Origin of the sequence: Limnobacter thiooxidans (assembly GCF_036323495.1) — a bacterium.
Taxonomy (GTDB): Bacteria; Pseudomonadota; Gammaproteobacteria; order Burkholderiales; family Burkholderiaceae_B; genus Limnobacter; species Limnobacter thiooxidans.
On sequence record NZ_AP028947.1, the window covers coordinates 1,158,525 to 1,174,932 of the forward strand.

At 54.6% G+C, this 16,408-nt stretch carries 19 protein-coding genes; 16 read left to right on the top strand and 3 right to left on the bottom strand.

What is annotated here, in order from left to right; genetic code table 11:
• Positions 1-329 precede the first annotated feature (329 nt).
• From flhA to RGQ30_RS05345, 7 genes are read left to right on the top strand one after another with little or no spacing between them, the layout of a single operon-like run.
• Positions 330-2,450: a flagellar biosynthesis protein FlhA gene (flhA, locus tag RGQ30_RS05315; RefSeq protein WP_130556912.1), complete on the top strand. Its 2,121-nt coding sequence runs from the start codon at positions 330-332 to the stop codon at positions 2,448-2,450.
• Positions 2,447-3,850, top strand: a complete 1,404-nt coding sequence (gene flhF / locus RGQ30_RS05320; protein ID WP_130556911.1) for a flagellar biosynthesis GTPase FlhF — start codon at positions 2,447-2,449, stop codon at positions 3,848-3,850. Before flhA ends, flhF begins: the two co-directional genes overlap by 4 nt.
• A 17-nt stretch (positions 3,851-3,867) precedes the next feature.
• Positions 3,868-4,632, top strand: coding sequence for a P-loop NTPase family protein (locus tag RGQ30_RS05325; protein ID WP_338284829.1), 765 nt, complete (start codon positions 3,868-3,870; stop codon positions 4,630-4,632).
• A 25-nt stretch (positions 4,633-4,657) separates the two neighbouring features.
• Positions 4,658-5,374: an RNA polymerase sigma factor FliA gene (locus RGQ30_RS05330; protein ID WP_130556909.1), complete on the top strand. Its 717-nt coding sequence runs from the start codon at positions 4,658-4,660 to the stop codon at positions 5,372-5,374.
• Positions 5,375-5,379: 5 nt separating this feature from the next.
• Positions 5,380-6,303 carry a PAS domain-containing protein gene (locus RGQ30_RS05335; RefSeq protein WP_130556908.1) on the top strand — a complete coding sequence of 308 codons (924 nt, stop codon included), beginning with the start codon at positions 5,380-5,382 and terminating at the stop codon, positions 6,301-6,303.
• Between the two features lie 9 nt (positions 6,304-6,312).
• A complete protein-coding gene (locus RGQ30_RS05340) occupies positions 6,313-7,278 on the top strand; it encodes a sensor histidine kinase (RefSeq protein WP_130556907.1) in 966 nt (321 codons plus the stop codon).
• A gap of 11 nt (positions 7,279-7,289) precedes the next feature.
• Complete coding sequence (locus RGQ30_RS05345) at positions 7,290-7,730, top strand: response regulator (protein ID WP_130556906.1); 441 nt, start codon at positions 7,290-7,292, stop codon at positions 7,728-7,730.
• Here RGQ30_RS05345 and RGQ30_RS05350 read toward each other — a convergent pair.
• From RGQ30_RS05350 to flgA, 3 genes are all read right to left on the bottom strand, one after another.
• Complete coding sequence (locus RGQ30_RS05350; protein WP_338284830.1) at positions 7,705-8,220, bottom strand: flagella synthesis protein FlgN; 516 nt, start codon at positions 8,218-8,220, stop codon at positions 7,705-7,707. The two genes, RGQ30_RS05345 and RGQ30_RS05350, sit on opposite strands and share 26 nt — an antisense overlap.
• 43 nt (positions 8,221-8,263) lie before the next feature.
• Positions 8,264-8,554 (bottom strand): flagellar biosynthesis anti-sigma factor FlgM, encoded by a 291-nt coding sequence (gene flgM / locus RGQ30_RS05355; RefSeq protein WP_130556904.1) that lies wholly within the window; start codon positions 8,552-8,554, stop codon positions 8,264-8,266.
• A gap of 114 nt (positions 8,555-8,668) precedes the next feature.
• Complete coding sequence (flgA, locus tag RGQ30_RS05360; RefSeq protein ID WP_130556903.1) at positions 8,669-9,412, bottom strand: flagellar basal body P-ring formation chaperone FlgA; 744 nt, start codon at positions 9,410-9,412, stop codon at positions 8,669-8,671.
• 191 nt (positions 9,413-9,603) lie between these two features.
• Here flgA and flgB point away from each other — a divergent pair, with 191 nt between their 5' ends.
• The 9 genes from flgB to RGQ30_RS05405 all read left to right on the top strand — a co-directional run bounded on the left by flgB (position 9,604) and on the right by RGQ30_RS05405 (position 16,394).
• Positions 9,604-10,056: a flagellar basal body rod protein FlgB gene (flgB, locus tag RGQ30_RS05365; RefSeq protein WP_130556902.1), complete on the top strand. Its 453-nt coding sequence runs from the start codon at positions 9,604-9,606 to the stop codon at positions 10,054-10,056.
• 16 nt (positions 10,057-10,072) lie between these two features.
• Complete coding sequence (gene flgC / locus RGQ30_RS05370; RefSeq protein ID WP_130556901.1) at positions 10,073-10,495, top strand: flagellar basal body rod protein FlgC; 423 nt, start codon at positions 10,073-10,075, stop codon at positions 10,493-10,495.
• 13 nt (positions 10,496-10,508) lie between these two features.
• Positions 10,509-11,180: a flagellar hook assembly protein FlgD gene (locus tag RGQ30_RS05375; RefSeq protein ID WP_130556900.1), complete on the top strand. Its 672-nt coding sequence runs from the start codon at positions 10,509-10,511 to the stop codon at positions 11,178-11,180.
• 26 nt (positions 11,181-11,206) lie between these two features.
• Positions 11,207-12,520 carry a flagellar hook protein FlgE gene (gene flgE, locus RGQ30_RS05380; RefSeq protein WP_130556899.1) on the top strand — a complete coding sequence of 438 codons (1,314 nt, stop codon included), beginning with the start codon at positions 11,207-11,209 and terminating at the stop codon, positions 12,518-12,520.
• A 32-nt stretch (positions 12,521-12,552) separates the two neighbouring features.
• Positions 12,553-13,290, top strand: a complete 738-nt coding sequence (gene flgF / locus RGQ30_RS05385; RefSeq protein ID WP_130556898.1) for a flagellar basal-body rod protein FlgF — start codon at positions 12,553-12,555, stop codon at positions 13,288-13,290.
• Positions 13,291-13,304: 14 nt separating this feature from the next.
• Positions 13,305-14,087 carry a flagellar basal-body rod protein FlgG gene (flgG, locus tag RGQ30_RS05390; RefSeq protein WP_130556897.1) on the top strand — a complete coding sequence of 261 codons (783 nt, stop codon included), beginning with the start codon at positions 13,305-13,307 and terminating at the stop codon, positions 14,085-14,087.
• Between the two features lie 132 nt (positions 14,088-14,219).
• Positions 14,220-14,819: a flagellar basal body L-ring protein FlgH gene (locus RGQ30_RS05395; protein WP_130556896.1), complete on the top strand. Its 600-nt coding sequence runs from the start codon at positions 14,220-14,222 to the stop codon at positions 14,817-14,819.
• Between the two features lie 13 nt (positions 14,820-14,832).
• A complete protein-coding gene (locus RGQ30_RS05400) occupies positions 14,833-15,978 on the top strand; it encodes a flagellar basal body P-ring protein FlgI (protein WP_130556895.1) in 1,146 nt (381 codons plus the stop codon).
• Positions 15,979-15,980: 2 nt separating this feature from the next.
• Positions 15,981-16,394, top strand: a complete 414-nt coding sequence (locus RGQ30_RS05405) for a rod-binding protein (protein WP_130556894.1) — start codon at positions 15,981-15,983, stop codon at positions 16,392-16,394.
• Positions 16,395-16,408 lie beyond the last annotated feature (14 nt).

The following is a 16,408-nucleotide window of genomic DNA, read 5'->3' on the forward strand; positions in this document are numbered from 1 at the left end:
CCGCCCCGTTTGAACGAGGCTTGCATGTTCGCCAAGCGGTGAAACCGATGGCGACACATCAACCCGACCATCCTTTTGGTCGGGTTGATGTGAATGCAAAGCCTTGCTTCAAAAAGGGATCAAGCGGTTTTCAGTGCGGAACAGGCAAGTCACGACTAGTCAGCCTTCGACAATCGCATCAGCCTATCCACGACTAGTCAGCCTTCAAAAGCCGCAATAACCGCAACAGCGAAAGCAGGCAACCCAGCTCGCAATAGAGCCCTAAATCTGCCTCAGTTCCCCCATTAAAAAAACCTAAAGTTTTCCATAATTGAACCGTTAACAACTTGATGGGCGGAATTGTGGCCTCCACCGCATTCTCACTGGACTTCATTAAAGCAGGCTTGGCCGGCGACAAGGTAAAAACCTTGGGCGCGCCAATCTTCATCATCATGATTCTGGTCATGATGATTTTGCCTGTTCCCCCATTCGCGCTTGACCTGTTTTTTACATTCAACATCGCGCTCAGCCTCATGGTGCTGGTTGCAAGCCTGTACACCACCAAACCACTCGATTTCGCTGCATTCCCGACCATTTTGCTGGTCACCACGTTGTTGCGTTTGAGTTTGAACGTGGCTTCCACCCGCGTGGTACTTATGCACGGCCACGAAGGGCCCGATGCAGCTGGCAAAGTGATCGAGGCGTTTGGTCACTTCCTGGTGGGCGGAAACCTTGCAGTCGGTATTGTGGTGTTCGTGATCCTGATGTTGATCAACTTCGTGGTGATTACCAAGGGTGCTGGCCGAATTGCTGAAGTGTCTGCCCGTTTCACCCTCGATGCGATGCCTGGTAAACAGATGGCCATTGATGCTGATTTGAACGCCGGCCTGATTACTGAAGACCAGGCACGAACTCGCCGTGCCGAAGTCAGTCAGGAAGCCGAGTTTTTCGGTTCCATGGACGGTGCCAGCAAGTTCGTCCGTGGCGACGCCATGGCCGGTATCATGATCCTGATCATCAACATCATTGGTGGTTTTGCAGTCGGTGTCATGCAGCACGACATGAGCTTTGCCGACGCCGGCACCAACTACGTGCTGCTGGCCATTGGCGATGGTTTGGTTGCACAGGTTCCTGCACTGGTGATTTCCATTGCAGCCGGTCTGGTTGTGGCACGCGTGGGTCAGGGGCAGGACATTGGTACCCAACTGGCCAGCCAGTTGCTCAAGTCCCCACAGGCTGTGGGCATTACCTCGGGCATCATGGCCCTGATGGGCATTATCCCCGGCATGCCCAGCTTCGCATTCCTGTCACTGGCTGCCGGTTTCGGTTATTTGTCCTATCACTTGGCTTCCAAACCGGAAGTGTCCAAAGTGGCACAGAACACCGATGAACAAGCCAAGATCAAGGCCGCTACAACGGAAGCGCAAGAAGCTACTTGGGACGACCTGGTCCCCATCGACACCATTGCACTGGAAGTCGGCTACCGCCTCATCGCCCTGGTCGACAACAAGCAAGACGGTGATCTGCTCAAACGCATCAAAGCGATTCGCAAAAAGTTTGCCCAGGAAATCGGTTTTTTGCCACCAGCTGTGCACCTTCGCGACAATCTGGAATTGCGTCCTTCGGTTTACCGTATTTTGCTCAAGGGCGTGTGTATGGGTGAAGGCGAAGTATTCCCGAACCAGCACCTGGCCATCAACCCCGGCCGCGTGACCATGCAATTGCCTGGCCCACAAACTACAGACCCAGCCTTTGGTTTGCCTGCGGTGTGGATCAGCGATGATCAAAAAGAAAAAGCCAATGCAGCGGGTTACACCGTGGTGGATGCCTCCACTGTGGTGGCCACTCACCTGTCGCACATTTTGCAAACGTCTGCTGCCCAGTTGCTGGGCCGCACCGAAACCCAGCAGTTGCTCGACCATTGCGCAAAAACGTCGCCCAAGGTGGTTGAAGACCTTACCCCCAAATTGCTCGATGTGGCTGTCATTCAAAAAGTGCTTCAAAGCCTGCTGGATGAAAGTGTTCACATTCGTGATTTGCGCAGTATTTTTGAGACCCTGCTTGAAAACGGCGCTCGCACCAAGAACCCGCTGGAATTGACCGCTGCCGTACGTATCACCCTGGGTCGCGCCATTGTGCAAGCCCTGGCAGGCACCAGCGAAGACCTGAACGTACTGGTCATGGAGCCCAAGCTGGAACAAATGATTACCCACGCGCATTCTGCCGCTGGGCAAGACCAGGTGGGCATTGATCCCAATCTGGCAGAAACTTTGGCCCGACAGGCCGCAGAGGCCGCAGGCCGTCAGGAACAACTGGGCCAGAGCCCGGTGTTGCTGGTCCCCGATGCCTTGCGCTTGTCCATGGCCCGCCTCTTGAAGCGTGCAGCTCCCAATTTGCGGGTCCTGTCGCACAGTGAAATTCCAGAAAATCGAACTATCCGCGTTGCGCAAGTCGTAGGAGCGAAAGCATGAAATTGAAAAAATTCACAGCCCCCACCACCCGTGAGGCCCTGCAAAAGCTGCGCGCAGAACTGGGTGAAGATGCAATTATTCTGTCTACCAAGCAGACTGCAGCCGGCACGGAAGTGCTTGCCGCATCCTCGCATGATCTGGACGCTGTCACTGAAAAGCCTGCGCAACAGGCTGCACCCGCCTCCTGGACACGGGCAGACCGGGCCCAGTTGGCCCAGGCCACTGAACGGCAATCCGCTGAACGCCAATCCACCGAGCGCGCGCCCACTGCCGCTGAAAAAGTGGCTCAGCAAGTTGCAGCCCAGCGCGATGTTCTCATCAATCGAACGTTTGCACCTGCGCCTGCACCTGCACCTGTATTAACGCCACAGCCCACACCCATAGCTGCCGCCCGCGAATTTGCCAATGACGACATGTTGTCGGAGGTGGCCAAGCGTCGCTCCATGGCAGCCAGTGAGTCCATGGCGCAGGAAAACACCGCTGTGCTGGAAGAAATCCGTCAAATGCGCCAATTGCTGAAAGACCAGATGGCCATGATGACCTGGCGCGACACGCTGGAGAAAAACCCGCAGCGTGGCGAATTGTGGAATCTGCTGACCCAGTCTGGCTTCTCCCCCTTGTTTGCTCGCACTGTGGCTGAAAAGCTGCCTTCCGGGCTGAATGACAATCAGGTTCAGGACTGGGTCACGAATGTATTGAAGAAAAACCTGAACGTCATTCCTGGCGACAAGGACGTGGTTGAAACTGGAGGCACCTTTGCTCTGGTTGGCCCCACTGGCGTTGGAAAAACCACCACCACAGCCAAACTGGCCGCACGTTGTGTGGTCAAGTACGGTGCCGATTCCTTGGGCTTGATCACCACCGACAGCTACCGGATTGGCGCGCAAGATCAACTACGCATTTACGGCAAAATTCTGGGTGTGCAGGTTTACACCGCACAAACCCATGCTGACCTGCTTCAGTTGCGCAACAGCATGCAGCGCAAGCGTCTGATCCTGATCGACACCGTGGGCATGGGCCAGCGCGATTCCCGCGTGGCCGAGCAAACCAAGATCCTGACCGATAGCCATGTCAAACGCATTCTGCTGCTGAATGCCACCAGCCAGCCTGAAACACTCGATGACGTGGTTCGCCATTACAAAAGCACGGGCCTGAGCGGTGCAATCGTGTCCAAACTGGATGAAGCCATCAAGATTGGTGGTGTACTCGATGTGGTCATGCGTCACAAACTGGCCTTGCATTACATTGCCACCGGCCAGCGCGTGCCCGAAGACCTGTTTCCGGCCAATCCACAGGTGCTGGTGCACCGTGCCCTGCGTTCGCGCAGCGGCCAGGCATTTCAAACCTCGAGCGAAGAATTGAAATGGAAAATGGCCCAAGTCTCGACGACTGGAATTTAAGGTTTCATGGTGAACTGATGCATATGGATCAAGCCAATACACTTCGACACCTGCTGGGTCAGCAACACGCCGTCATTCATCCGATTCTGGGTGACATGGGGTCTGACTACGCCGCCTGCCTGGGACGCTTCGTACTTGAACAACAAGCACAGCGTGACCGGGTTACTGCCTTGTTTGACGGTTCAAGCGAAGGCCTGCTGCAATTGCTGCCCCAGGGCGCACGGCACGATCTTATCGAGTTTTTCAATGGCAAGCTGAACCTGGAAGATCAGGTGGTGCAGTTGGGCGACAGGCAATACCTGGTGCCCGCCAAACTGGGCCTGCAGGCCCTGGCCCGAAAACCGGGGCAGGTCAACGCCTTGTTGGGCAAGTTGCACCGCATGCCGGTCAACTGTGACCGCTATTACGCCACTTTGCCCTACGAGGCTGTAGAGCTGGCTCACGCCTTGTCTCCGAATGATGAATGGTACTGGGTTGTGCAACCCACCGCGCGGTCCGTCACACGGGCTTTCCACGCCATTCGTTCTTCGAAAGGGGTAGACGAAAACATTCAACACCGTGTTATTGTTGCAGGTGTGAAGAGCACGGATGAAGCTGATCATGTATTCGCCAATCTGCTCGAAAGTACGTCGTCCATGTTGGCAACTCCTTTGCAGTACGCGGGGCATTTGCCAGCGCTGGCGCCGGGCAGGGCGCTGAATCAGGTCAGTCGGGAGATGATTGCGGCGGGGCGTCGAATCGCGAAGGCCATTTGTTCGTTCGATGAACACGCGCTGGCGTAATAACAAGACAGGAATCACACACTCCATGTACACAGCCCAGGGCACACTCAACAAATCCAAGCAGATCGACCAGTACATACCGCTGGTGCGCCGACTTGCTCACCACCTCATTGCGAAGCTGCCGGCCTCAGTGCAAATCGATGACTTGATTCAAGCCGGTCTCATTGGACTGATGGACGCAATCACCCGGTTTGAAGAAGGGCAGGGCGCACAGTTCGAAACTTACGCCAGCCAACGCATTCGTGGTTCCATGCTGGATGAATTGCGCTCTGCAGACTGGATGCCCCGCGGTGTTCGCCAAGCCCAGCGAAAAATCGAAACGGCCACCTTAAAGGCCGAGCAACAGTTGGGTCGTTCTGCCACCGAAAAGGAAATAGCGGAAGTCATGGGCGTGAGCCTGGATGAATACCAGAACATGCTGTTCGACTCGCGCGGTGCCCAACTGGTCTTTTACGACGACTATGCCGAGGACGGTGATGGCGAAGGTTACCTGGATCGCCAGATGGATGGTGATGAAGACGCCAATCCACTCGAGCTGTTGGGTGACCAACGATTCCGGTCCACGCTGATTCAAGCCATCGAAGAACTGCCAGAGCGTGAAAAAATGCTCATGGGGCTGTATTATGAACAGGAGTTAAACTTCCGTGAAATTGCGGCTGTTCTTGGGGTCACTGAATCCCGCGTGTGCCAGTTGCACACCCAGGCTGTCAGTCGTCTCAAGGCCAAGCTTCGCGACTACTAATTTGCATGGCCCAGCCTAAAGATCAAGGAACACCGAAAACCTTCAGGCAATCCAGCAAGCGGGTCAACCGTTCCCTGATTCTTGTTGTCATAACAGCCATCGGCCCCTTGGCGCTCACCGGGCTTTACATGGCAGGCAACACCACCGACCCCGATGGTTGGCTGCTCACAATTTTCTTTTCCCTGCTGTTGGGTGCGATTGGTGCCTGGTTCATGGGCAACAAGCTGATTTCCGGCTTGCTCGGAATCATTCAGACATCTGTTCAATCTGAAAGCCAGCTGCGCCGCCTGATGGAATTGTCGGGCGACTGGTACTGGCAGCAAGATCCGGCCCACACCATCGTGCGCATTATTTATCGTGGAAAAGATCAGAACGGCACACCGAAAAGCAGCCAACCCTTGCCCTTCGACGGCTTGGCGCGCTGGGAAGTGGAAGGCTTGAGCTGCATCGACCCGCGTTACAACTGGGACACATTCAAGGCATTGCTGGACAATCACCAGCCTTTTGACAAAGTCAGTTTTGAATATTGGCCACGTAACGCCGAACGCATCATCTTCGAATCCACAGGGCGCCCCTTGTATGGCCCCAAGGGCGAGTTTCTGGGTTACATGGGTGTTTCAACGGACATGACCCAAAAGCGCTTGAATGAGCAAATGCTTTCATTGCAGCGCTCCCTGTTGCAGGGGGTTCTGCTTTCTGCGCCCATTCCCGAGTTGGCTGCTTCATACGCCCGCGGACTGAAAAACTGCCTGACCGTTCACGCCGAAGTGGTGCTAGGATTTCGTGACAAATCCGAACAAAATCACTGGCGTGTTCGCGGAACCAACCCCTTGATTCGCATGCCGCTGGACAAAGGCCAGGCTTTTTGGGACAACGCAGAGCAGTACTGCGATCCGCTGGAAGGTCATGACCAGCATGGCCTGGTTTGACTGAGCAAAATGAAGCCCGAACATTATTTTGATGACAGCTGGAAAAACGAGCTGGGTATTTCCTCTATTTGGCTGGCCCGCAGAAAAGCCGTGGAGCCGAATCAGCCCGAATACTGGATCATGGTGGCTCAGCAGGGCGTTGAGCATGCCTGTCATGACGATGTACTTCGGGTTTTAACCGCCATTCGCTTGTTGGGTTTGTGTGTTGAACGCCGAGTATTCGAAGATGATTTACAAGGCTTGAACGGCACGCTGGAGCAGCGCATTACCGATCGCACAGCTGAACTGACCCGCAGCAATTCCGAGCTGGAAGCTTTCACTTACACCGTGTCGCACGACTTGCGGGCACCCCTGCGTGCCATTGACGGGTTTTCCAGTATCTTGAAAGAAGATTTCGCCGATAGTCTGCCTGCTGAAGCCAACGGCCTGCTTGACCGAATCAGTAACAATGCCCGTCAAATGGGCGGTTTGATTGACGGGCTTCTGGATTTTTCCCGCCTTTTGCGTACCGATGTGGCCCGCGTCAAGGTGGATCAGCAACAGTTGGTGGAGCAGATTCTCGATCAGCTTGATGCCAAGCGCAAAAACATCGTCGAGGTGTGTGACCTGCCACCGGTGTATGCAGACCCGGTGTTACTTAAACAGGTCTGGATGAATTTGATCGACAATGCACTGAAGTTCAGCAGCAAGGCCGAACACCCCAAGGTGATCATTCATTGCGAAAAAGGGGTGCGGACTTTCCGCTTTACCGTACAAGACAATGGTGCTGGCTTTGACATGAAATACGCGGACAAGCTGTTCAATGTGTTTGAACGTTTGCACCACAAAAAAGATTTTGACGGCACTGGTGTAGGCCTGGCCATTGTCAAACGGATCATCGAACGCCACGGTGGAGAAATCAGTGCCAGTGGTGAATTGGGCCAGGGTGCATGCTTTACCTTCACGCTACCCGATCAAATTGAATTGACTGAATGAAAGGAATTTCCATGGCTGATGTTGTGTTGGTTGATGACAACGCCAACGACGCGGACCTCGCCCTGCGCGTGGTGAGAAAAACTTCGTCAAGTTCCAGCACTCTGTTGCTGGAAGACGGCGAGCGCGCCATTGACTATTTCAAGCAGTTGATGGATGACCACCCCGAGAACAGTGCTGTATTGAACTTGCCCAAGTTGGTGTTGCTTGACCTGAAACTACCCAAACTGGATGGACTGGAGGTGCTGAAGTTTCTGCGTTCCCATGACGTATTCAAAACCATGCCAATCGTGGTGTTGTCGTCGTCCAGGGAAATCAGCGATGTGAAGCGTTCTTATGAATTGGGTGTCAACAGTTTTGCAGTCAAACCAGTGCAATTCGATCAGTACCTGACCCGAATTTCCGCACTGGTTTCCTACTGGTTGACCATCAACGAATTACCGCGCGGGGCATAGCGCCACCGGTCAATGCAGACTGGGCCATGCCGCCCTTCGGTCCGTAAGTGTCGCTGGCAGTGGGTTTTTGTTCAGCCACTGCAGCAGCAGTCAAAATCGAAATACGTTCCTGCAAACCTGCCAATTGTTCCGTGACCAACTCACCATTGGTGGTGTTCAGGCGCTGTGCATGGGTCAAGGTAGAACGCAGTGTGGAATAGGTGCCGAACAGTCTGGGTTCATCGGCTGCCAGTACATCTACCCACAAGGCAATGCCATCCAGGTCTGGTGCAAAGCCTGCGGCTTTGGACAATTCAATGTTGGCCAGGTAACGCTTCTCCAGGTCCAGCATCATCGCTTCCTTGCGAGTAGCGAGGCTGTTCAATGCACCGGTTTCCATTTTGACCAGGCAAGCCTGTTCTTCAAGCAGAATGTCCACCAGCGCCATGGCTGTTTCACATTCATAAGCCAGGTTGTTGTACAAGTTTTTTGCTGCAGCAACATGCGACATATTCAATATTCCCAGTTGTCGTTCCCGAGCGGGCTGGTCAGTGTTATTTCTGACCCAGCAACTCGCGAGCACTTTCAATGACCTTGGCAGCAACTGCCTCGGCATTCACCTTGAATTCCCCTTTGCTGATGGCATCCTTGATCTCGGCCACTTTTTCGGCGTTGAATGGGGCACCCACAGCACTCAGCTCGCTGGACTGGCCAGAAAGCCTGGCCACTGCGCCTTCCGTACTGGCTTTGTCAGCAGCCGCCACAGGCGCAGATTTCCCGCCGCTTTGTGGTTTGGCCAGTTTGTCCAGGGGACTGCTTCCCGGGTTGATTCGATTGATACTCATAATTTCCTCCGCATTTGGCAGAGCCCAAGTGGTTTTCGTATGTTTTCTTAACGGCTCAAGTCCACCTAACTTTAACGAATTCCCAAAAGAATTCCTATATTTAGGCTGACACGTTTACAAATTCACTTCCACCACCAGCGCATCTCTGGCCACACCGTGCAAAATCTTGCCTTGGGCAGTCTTGATTTTGACCACTTCACCCAGTTCGGCTTCGCCCATCGCCACCGCAGTGCCACCAATTGCAAACCCAGGCCCGCTCATGACCACTTTCACCGTATCGCCATTCTTGACCATCGGCTGACCTCGCAAGTGGTCGTGTTTCAACAGGGTTCCCGGCCACAGCTGCCGGGTGCTTGTCTTGTTGGCCAAGTGGGTCATGTCGGTGACCCAGCCCTGCGTCAACTGACTCAGATCCATGGTCCGGTACTCCACATCACCGGCACCCACAGTTTGACCCGATTGAACCATGTTCTTGATCACCAGCACGGGTGCCCACACTTTGACGTCCACACCGAGGAAAAACGGGGCCGTGTCAGAACCGACACATTGCACGCGTACAAAGGTGCGCCCCCACATCTTGTTGCCAGAACTGTTGGCAAACAGGGCTGCCGGGCAACGCGCACTGCCAATCCGTTCATCGACTTTGACAAACTTCACATCCACGTTTGCACCGGCGGGCAGCAAGGCAGGATCCACCAGTTCACTCAACCGGTCTTCTGGCACCCACCTCGATTCGTCGGCCTGTGCAACAGCACCTGTCAAAGCGCTGGCGCAAAGCAGGGCAATACCCAGCCTTTTGCCTGGCGTCTTGCCAAACAAACGATTTTTTGATGAACACAGGACAGTGTGAAATTTCATTTAAGTTTTCTGTGCAGTTGCCGTAAAGGTGAACAAAAGGGTCATGTTCGCTTCGATGTTGCCATCGTAGGCTGGGCGCGCGCATCCACTAAGCGGGAAAAGAACACCCTTTACCCGCTTTATCTCCTCTTTGATTTGGTCTCATCAATTCAATAATCTTCTCATCCATCCGTGTATGAAGGATTCAAAAGATGTTGGACAAACTCACCGATTCAATGCAGTTCTCTGCCGAGGCCCTGAAACTCAGAGCGCGCCGGCAAGAGGTATTGACTTCCAACATTTCCAACGTGGATACACCCAATTACAAAGCAATTGATTTCAAGTTCGAAGATGCCTTGAAGGCCGCCACGGGCGAAAAAGGCTCCATGGGCACACCTGCACAACCCAGCCTTGGCAATGGCGCAGGCGGCCTGGCTGTGACCCACAAGGGACACATCACAGGCAAAGGCAATGCCGGGCAAAGCACAGCAGAAATGCTGCAGTTTCGCCGGGGCAATAACGCAGCCATTGATGGCAACACCGTGGACATTGAACGTGAACGTGCCGCATTTGCCGAAAACACCGTGAAATACGAAGCCGCCTTGCGTGCCATCAATGGTCGAATCTCGACCTTGAAGCAGGCCATGGGCTCAGGTAACCAATAAGGCTTAGGGGAACAACATGTCGCTATTCAATTCCTTCAAGTTGGCCGGTGGCGCGATGCAAGCGCAAACCATGCGCCTGAACACCGTGGCCAGCAACCTGGCCAACGTCGATACGGCCGCTGCCAAACCCAACGAGGTTTACCAGGCCCGCAAAGTGGTGTTCGAAGCCGTGCTTCAAAAGGCTGCACCCGGCAAGGCTGCCTTGGCGGAGAACGTGCAGGTCAAGGACATCGTTGAAGACAAAACCGAAGCGAAGAAAATGTTCGACCCCAAACACCCCATGGCCGATGAAGACGGTTACGTCTACATGCCCAACGTGAATGCGGTTGAAGAAATGGTGGACATGCTCGCGGCATCGCGCAGCTATCAAACCAATGCAGAAGTGATGAACACCGCCAAACAGCTGATGCTGAAAACACTGAACATGGGCAACCAGTAAGGAGAAATGAAAAATGGCTATTGATGTAACTTCCGCGCTGGGCAACAACACGGGCACTGCGGCGACCAAGAAAAAAGCTGAAGAGAACAGTCCTGAAGCCATTCAGGAGCGTTTCATGTCCCTGCTGGTGGCCCAGCTTAAAAATCAGGATCCATTGGCCCCGATGGACAACGCCCAGGTCACCAGTCAAATGGCGCAGTTGAATACTGTAACCGGTATCAACAACTTGAATGCCACCATGGAAGGTATGGCCAGTTCCCTCAACGCCAACCAGACCGTGCAGGCCACCAGCATGCTGGGCCGCGCGGTGTTGACCGAAGGCAATTCCCTGACCCTGGCCGATGGCAAGGCCCTGGGTTCGATGCAGCTGGATCAAAGCGCCGACGTGTTGAACGTGAAGGTGCTGGACGCTGGTGCCAACGTGGTGCGCACCATCAACCTGGGTGCGCAGTCCAAGGGCACGCACGAATTCCAGTGGGATGGCAAAAGCGATGACGGCAGCACATTGCCAGCTGGCAATTACAAATTCGAAATTGAAGCCAAGGCTGCAGGCAAAGACGCCAGCGTGACACCGCTGACTTTGTCCGTGGTTCAAGGTGTGCGCAATGCGGGCGCAGACGGTACCAAACTTTTGACCAGCAACGGTGGCGAAGTTTCCTTCGCGGACATCAAGCAGGTTTTCTAATTTAAAGATTTTTCAAGGAGTCAAAAATGGCTTTTTCAGCAGGTGGAAGTTTTCAGCAAGGCTTGAGTGGTTTGAACGCGGCACAGCGCGGCTTGGAGGTGATTGCCAACAACGTCTCCAACGCCAGCGTGGTCGGCTTCAAGGGATCTGAAGCGGAGTTTTCAGACGTGTTTGCCCGCGCTTTCAACGGCGCGCGTTCCACCAATGGCATCGGTTTGGGTACCAGCCTGGCTGCAGTCACGCAGAACTTCAAGCAAGGCAACATCAATGTCACCGGCAACCCCCTGGACCTGGCCATCAGTGGAACCGGCTTTTTCAAGGTGCAGGCAGCCAACGGCGACAACATTTACACCCGCAACGGCCAGATGGGCTTGAACAACGAAGGCGTGATCGTGAACTCCCGTGGCGACAGGCTTCAGGGTTTTCCTATTGATGCCACCACGGGCCGCCCTTCGGACGTCGCCCAATCCATCACCGTGCCGCGTGGCAACATTCCTCCGGCTGCAACCCGTGGCGGTAATCTCGAATTGAACCTGGATGCACGTGCTACAGCGATTGACCCAGCGTTGACTTTTGATCCGGGCAATCTGAATACTTTCAACAACTCCACCTCCATGACGGTGTACGACGAGCTGGGTGGCGCGCACATCATGGGCATCTACATGCGAAAGGAATCGTCCAATGATTGGTCCGTGTTCGCCACAGTAGACGGCACGCAGGTGGACATTGGTACCTCCCCGGTCGCTGTGACCACGGCCCCTGCGCAATCCACGGCAGCATCTTTGCAATACGGTGTTGATGGCCTGTTGGTTACTCCTGCAAATGCCAACCTGACGGTTGATATGTCCCGTTTTGTCACCGCCAGCGGTGTGCCATTTTCTTCAACCGGTGTGGCGCCCAACCAGTTCACGTTTGACATGAGCAACACCACCCAGTACGGCAGTTCGTTCGTGGTGCAAAACCTGGGGCAGGATGGTTTTGAGTCCTCTCCGTTCGCAGGTTTCGATGTGGGCGCAGACGGCATGTTGACCATCAGCTACGCCAACGGCCAGTTGGTCAAGCACGCCCAGGTCGGCTTGTATCGCTTCCCCAATCCCGAAGGTCTGCAACCTGTGGGTTCCAACGGCTGGTTGGCCACCAACTCGTCGGGGCCTGAGTTGGTATCGCTCAGCGAAGACACTGCATTCGGCATCATCCAGTCGGGCGCACTCGAAGAATCGAACATTGACTTGACGGCAGAACTGGTGGCCATGATTTCCGCACAGCGCGTGTATCAGGCCAACTCGCAGACCATCAAGACCCAGGACTCGATTTTCCAGACCATTACCAACCTTCGTTAATTTTTAAATTGAACTGAAGCGGACGCAACAGAATGGACAAACTGATTTTCCTGGCAGCCCAAGCCGCCAAAGGCACCATGTCTCGCCAAGAGAACATTGCCAACAACCTGGCCAACGTGAACACACCCGGGTTTCGGCAACAACTCATGGCGTTTCAAAGCGCCCCGGTCACCGGCGAGGGCAGTGGTTCCCGAAGCTTTGCGGTGGAAACCAGCATTGGCTTCGACACCACGCCAGGGCAAATCCAGTCCACTGGTCGTGAAATGGATGTGGCCGTTCAAGGCGAGGGCTGGTTTGCCGTCAATGACGCGAAAGGCAACGAGGCGTATACCCGCAACGGCTCCTTCCAGTTGGATGGCACTGGCAACCTGGTGACTCAGGAAGGGTATTCCGTCATTGGCACCAACGGCCCGATCAACGTGCCGCCCGATCACCGATTGTCTTTCGAAGGCGATGGTTCTGTTTCTGCCATTCCTCTGACTGGCGACACCAATGTGGTGGCGCTTGGCAAGTTGAAACTGGTGAATATTCCCGAAGGGGAAATCAACCGGGGCGACGACGGCCTGTTTCGTGCCGCCAATGGTGACCCCGCTGACGCAGACCCGAATGTGCGCATTGCCGGTGGTTTTATCGAGTCGAGCAACGTGAACGCGGTGGACATGATGGTGCAAATGATCAGCGCCGCCCGCCAGTATGAAACCCAAATGAAAATGATCAGCACGGCCAAGGAAAACGGCCAGGCTGCCAACAGCCTGTTTGGCATGAATTAAGGAGATACACCACCATGATGCGTTCTTTGTGGATTGCAAAAACAGGTCTGGACGCCCAGCAAACCCAGCTGGATGTGATTTCAAACAACCTGGCTAATACCGCCACTAATGGTTTCAAGCGTTCGCGGGCAGTGTTCGAGGATTTGCTGTACCAAACCCTTCGCCAGCCCGGTGCTCAAACCACCGAGCAAACCCAGGTGCCTTCCGGCTTGCAGATCGGTACGGGTGTCAAACCTGTGTCGACAGTTCGGAATTTTGCGCAGGGCAACCTGCAGCAAACCGGCAATACACTGGACGTGGCCATCAATGGTCAAGGTTTCTTCCAGGTTCAAATGCCCGATGGCACCACCAGCTACACCCGCGACGGCAGCATTCAGATTGACTCTGCTGGCACCTTGGTCACTTCCAACGGCTACCCAATTCTTGGCCCGGTCACTGTTCCCCAAGGTGTTCAGGAAATTTCGATTTCACAAAGCGGCGTGGTCTCAGCCGTAGTTCAAGGCCAGGTGCAGCCGCAGGAATTAGGTCAAATACAGCTGGCCAGTTTTGTGAACCCGGCTGGCTTGTTCAGCATGGGCCAAAATCTCTACTCAGAAACAGCGGCTTCGGGCGCACCCACCCAGGCGGTGGCGGGTACCAATGGTGTGGGCTTTGTTTCCCAGGGTTTTGTGGAAACATCGAACGTCAACGTGGTTGAAGAACTGGTCGGCCTGATCCAGGCCCAGCGTGCGTACGAAATCAACTCCAAGGCAATCTCCACATCAGACCAGATGTTACAGCGCTTATCGCAGCTTTGATTTTTAAAGCGTCGGGCACACTGAATGTGTTCTGATGGAGTCCATGGCATGAAAAGATTAACTCTCAAAGGCTTAACGGCAGCGTTCTCGATAACTTTAGGGGCTTGTTCAACTTTCGCACCGAAAGTTGACATGCCTGAAAAAACCACTGTGCAGCAGGCGCCTTCTTTGCCGGCCCAACAGGGTATGCCAACTGGCAGCCTTTACAGCACTGCCACCTATCGCCCCTTGTTTGAAGACCAGCGCGCCCGCTTTGTGGGTGACACACTGACCATTCAGATTCTGGAGCAGATCAATGCAGCGCAAACCAACTCCATGAATGCTTCCCGCAGCGATTCAGCCAGCATTGATGTGCCGCTGATTCAGGGCTTTTTCGGTTTTGGCGATTTGAAAGCCATCAATGGCAGCGCCAGCAGTGAAAAAGATTTTTCCGGTCAGGGGTCCAGTAAAGCAGCCAATAATCTGACTGGCACCATCACCGTGAGCGTGGCGGGTGTGTTGCCCAACGGCAACCTGCAGGTGGTTGGAGAAAAGCAGATTGGCACCAACCGCGATGTTGAATACTTGAAATTCAGCGGCGTGGTCAATCCGATCACGATTCTTCCCGGGAATGTGGTGCCCAGCACCAAAGTGGCTGATGCCCGCATTGAATACCGCGGAAAGGGCGCCATTGACTCAGCCACCACCATGGGCTGGTTGAGCCGCTTTTTCCTGACCGTACTCCCTTTCTGACTGGGCACACAACATGAAACGCATTTCCTTTTCTGAATTGAAAGACCGGGTACTCAAGGTGCTTGTATTGGCAGCAACTGCAGCGGCTGTGATGGTTTTTGGCACCCAAGCCGATGCACAAACTCGCATACGCGACCTGACCACCGTATCAGGCGTACGCTCCAACCCGGTGTATGGCTACGGCATCGTGATTGGCCTGGACGGTACGGGTGACCAGACCACGCAAACCCCGTTCACCAGCCAAAGTATTGTGGCGATGTTGCAGCAGTCGGGCATCACTTTGCCACCGGGTGCCAACATGCAACTGAAAAACGTGGCGTCTGTCATGGTGACAGGCAACCTGCCCGCATTCGCACAGCCAGGCCAGGCCATCGATGTCACTGTGTCCTCTATTGGTAATGCCAAAAGCCTGCGCGGTGGCATGCTGCTCATGACCCCGCTGAAGGGCGCTGATGGCCAGGTGTATGCCTTGGCCCAGGGCCAACTCATTGTGGGTGGTGCAGGTGCCTCGGCGGGTGGTTCAAAGACGGTCATCAACCACTTGTCAGCGGGTCGCATTCCTGCCGGTGCCTTGGTTGAACGTCAAGTGGCTTCACCATTTTTGCTCGGCGAAACCCTGCAGCTTGAATTGAACAGCACCGATTTCTCCAATTCCATTCGCGTGGCGGAAGCCATCAACGCCAGCATGGGCCCCAATGTGGCGCAAGCTTTGGATGGGCGAATCATCAAGGTACGCGCACCGTCCAACCCCAATGATCGTGTTGCATTTTTATCCCGAATCCAGGAATTGAGCATCAACAAATCCGTTGGCAGTGCCAAGGTCATTGTGAATGCACGCACAGGTTCGGTGGTCATGAACCAGGCTGTCATGCTTGAAAGTTGCGCCGTTGCACACGGCAACCTTACGGTAAAAATCACGTCAACCCCTGTCATTTCCCAGCCTGCGCCCTTTTCGCAAGGTCAAACCGTGGTGGCCGAACAGGCCGACATCCAGATTTCCGAATCGGGTGGCGAGTTGATCGAAATCAAGGGTGCAGCCCAGTTGTCGGATGTGGTCAAAGCCCTGAATGCCTTGGGTGCCACACCTAGCGACCTGATTTCCATTTTGCAGGCCATGCAAACAGCCGGCAGTTTGAAAGCCGAACTTGAGGTGATCTGATCATGAGCCCCTTGTCGAACAAACCGGTGGATACCCAGCAAATGCTGTCCATGGACTCACGCAGCCTGGAAGGCCTCAAGCGTGGCGCGCGGGCCGAGCGTGGCAGCGAGGAGTTCAATGCCTCGGTCGACAAAGTGGCAGTGCAGTTTGAATCCATTTTTTTACAGATGGCCCTGAAAAGCATGCGCGATGCGACACCCGAAGGCGGTTTGTTCACCGATTCCAGCACCAAAACCTATCAGGGCATGTACGACCAGGAGCTGGTTCAGAAACTTTCCGGCAAGGGTTTGGGCCTGGCCAGCGAAATTGCACGGCAATTGAAAGCAGGTGCAGGCACGGCAGGCGAGCAAACAATCTTTCCTCCGGGGCAGGTGAAAAAAGACCTGCCCTCAACTTTCCCGAAAGCTGACCGTTAAATCGTTCAAGACAC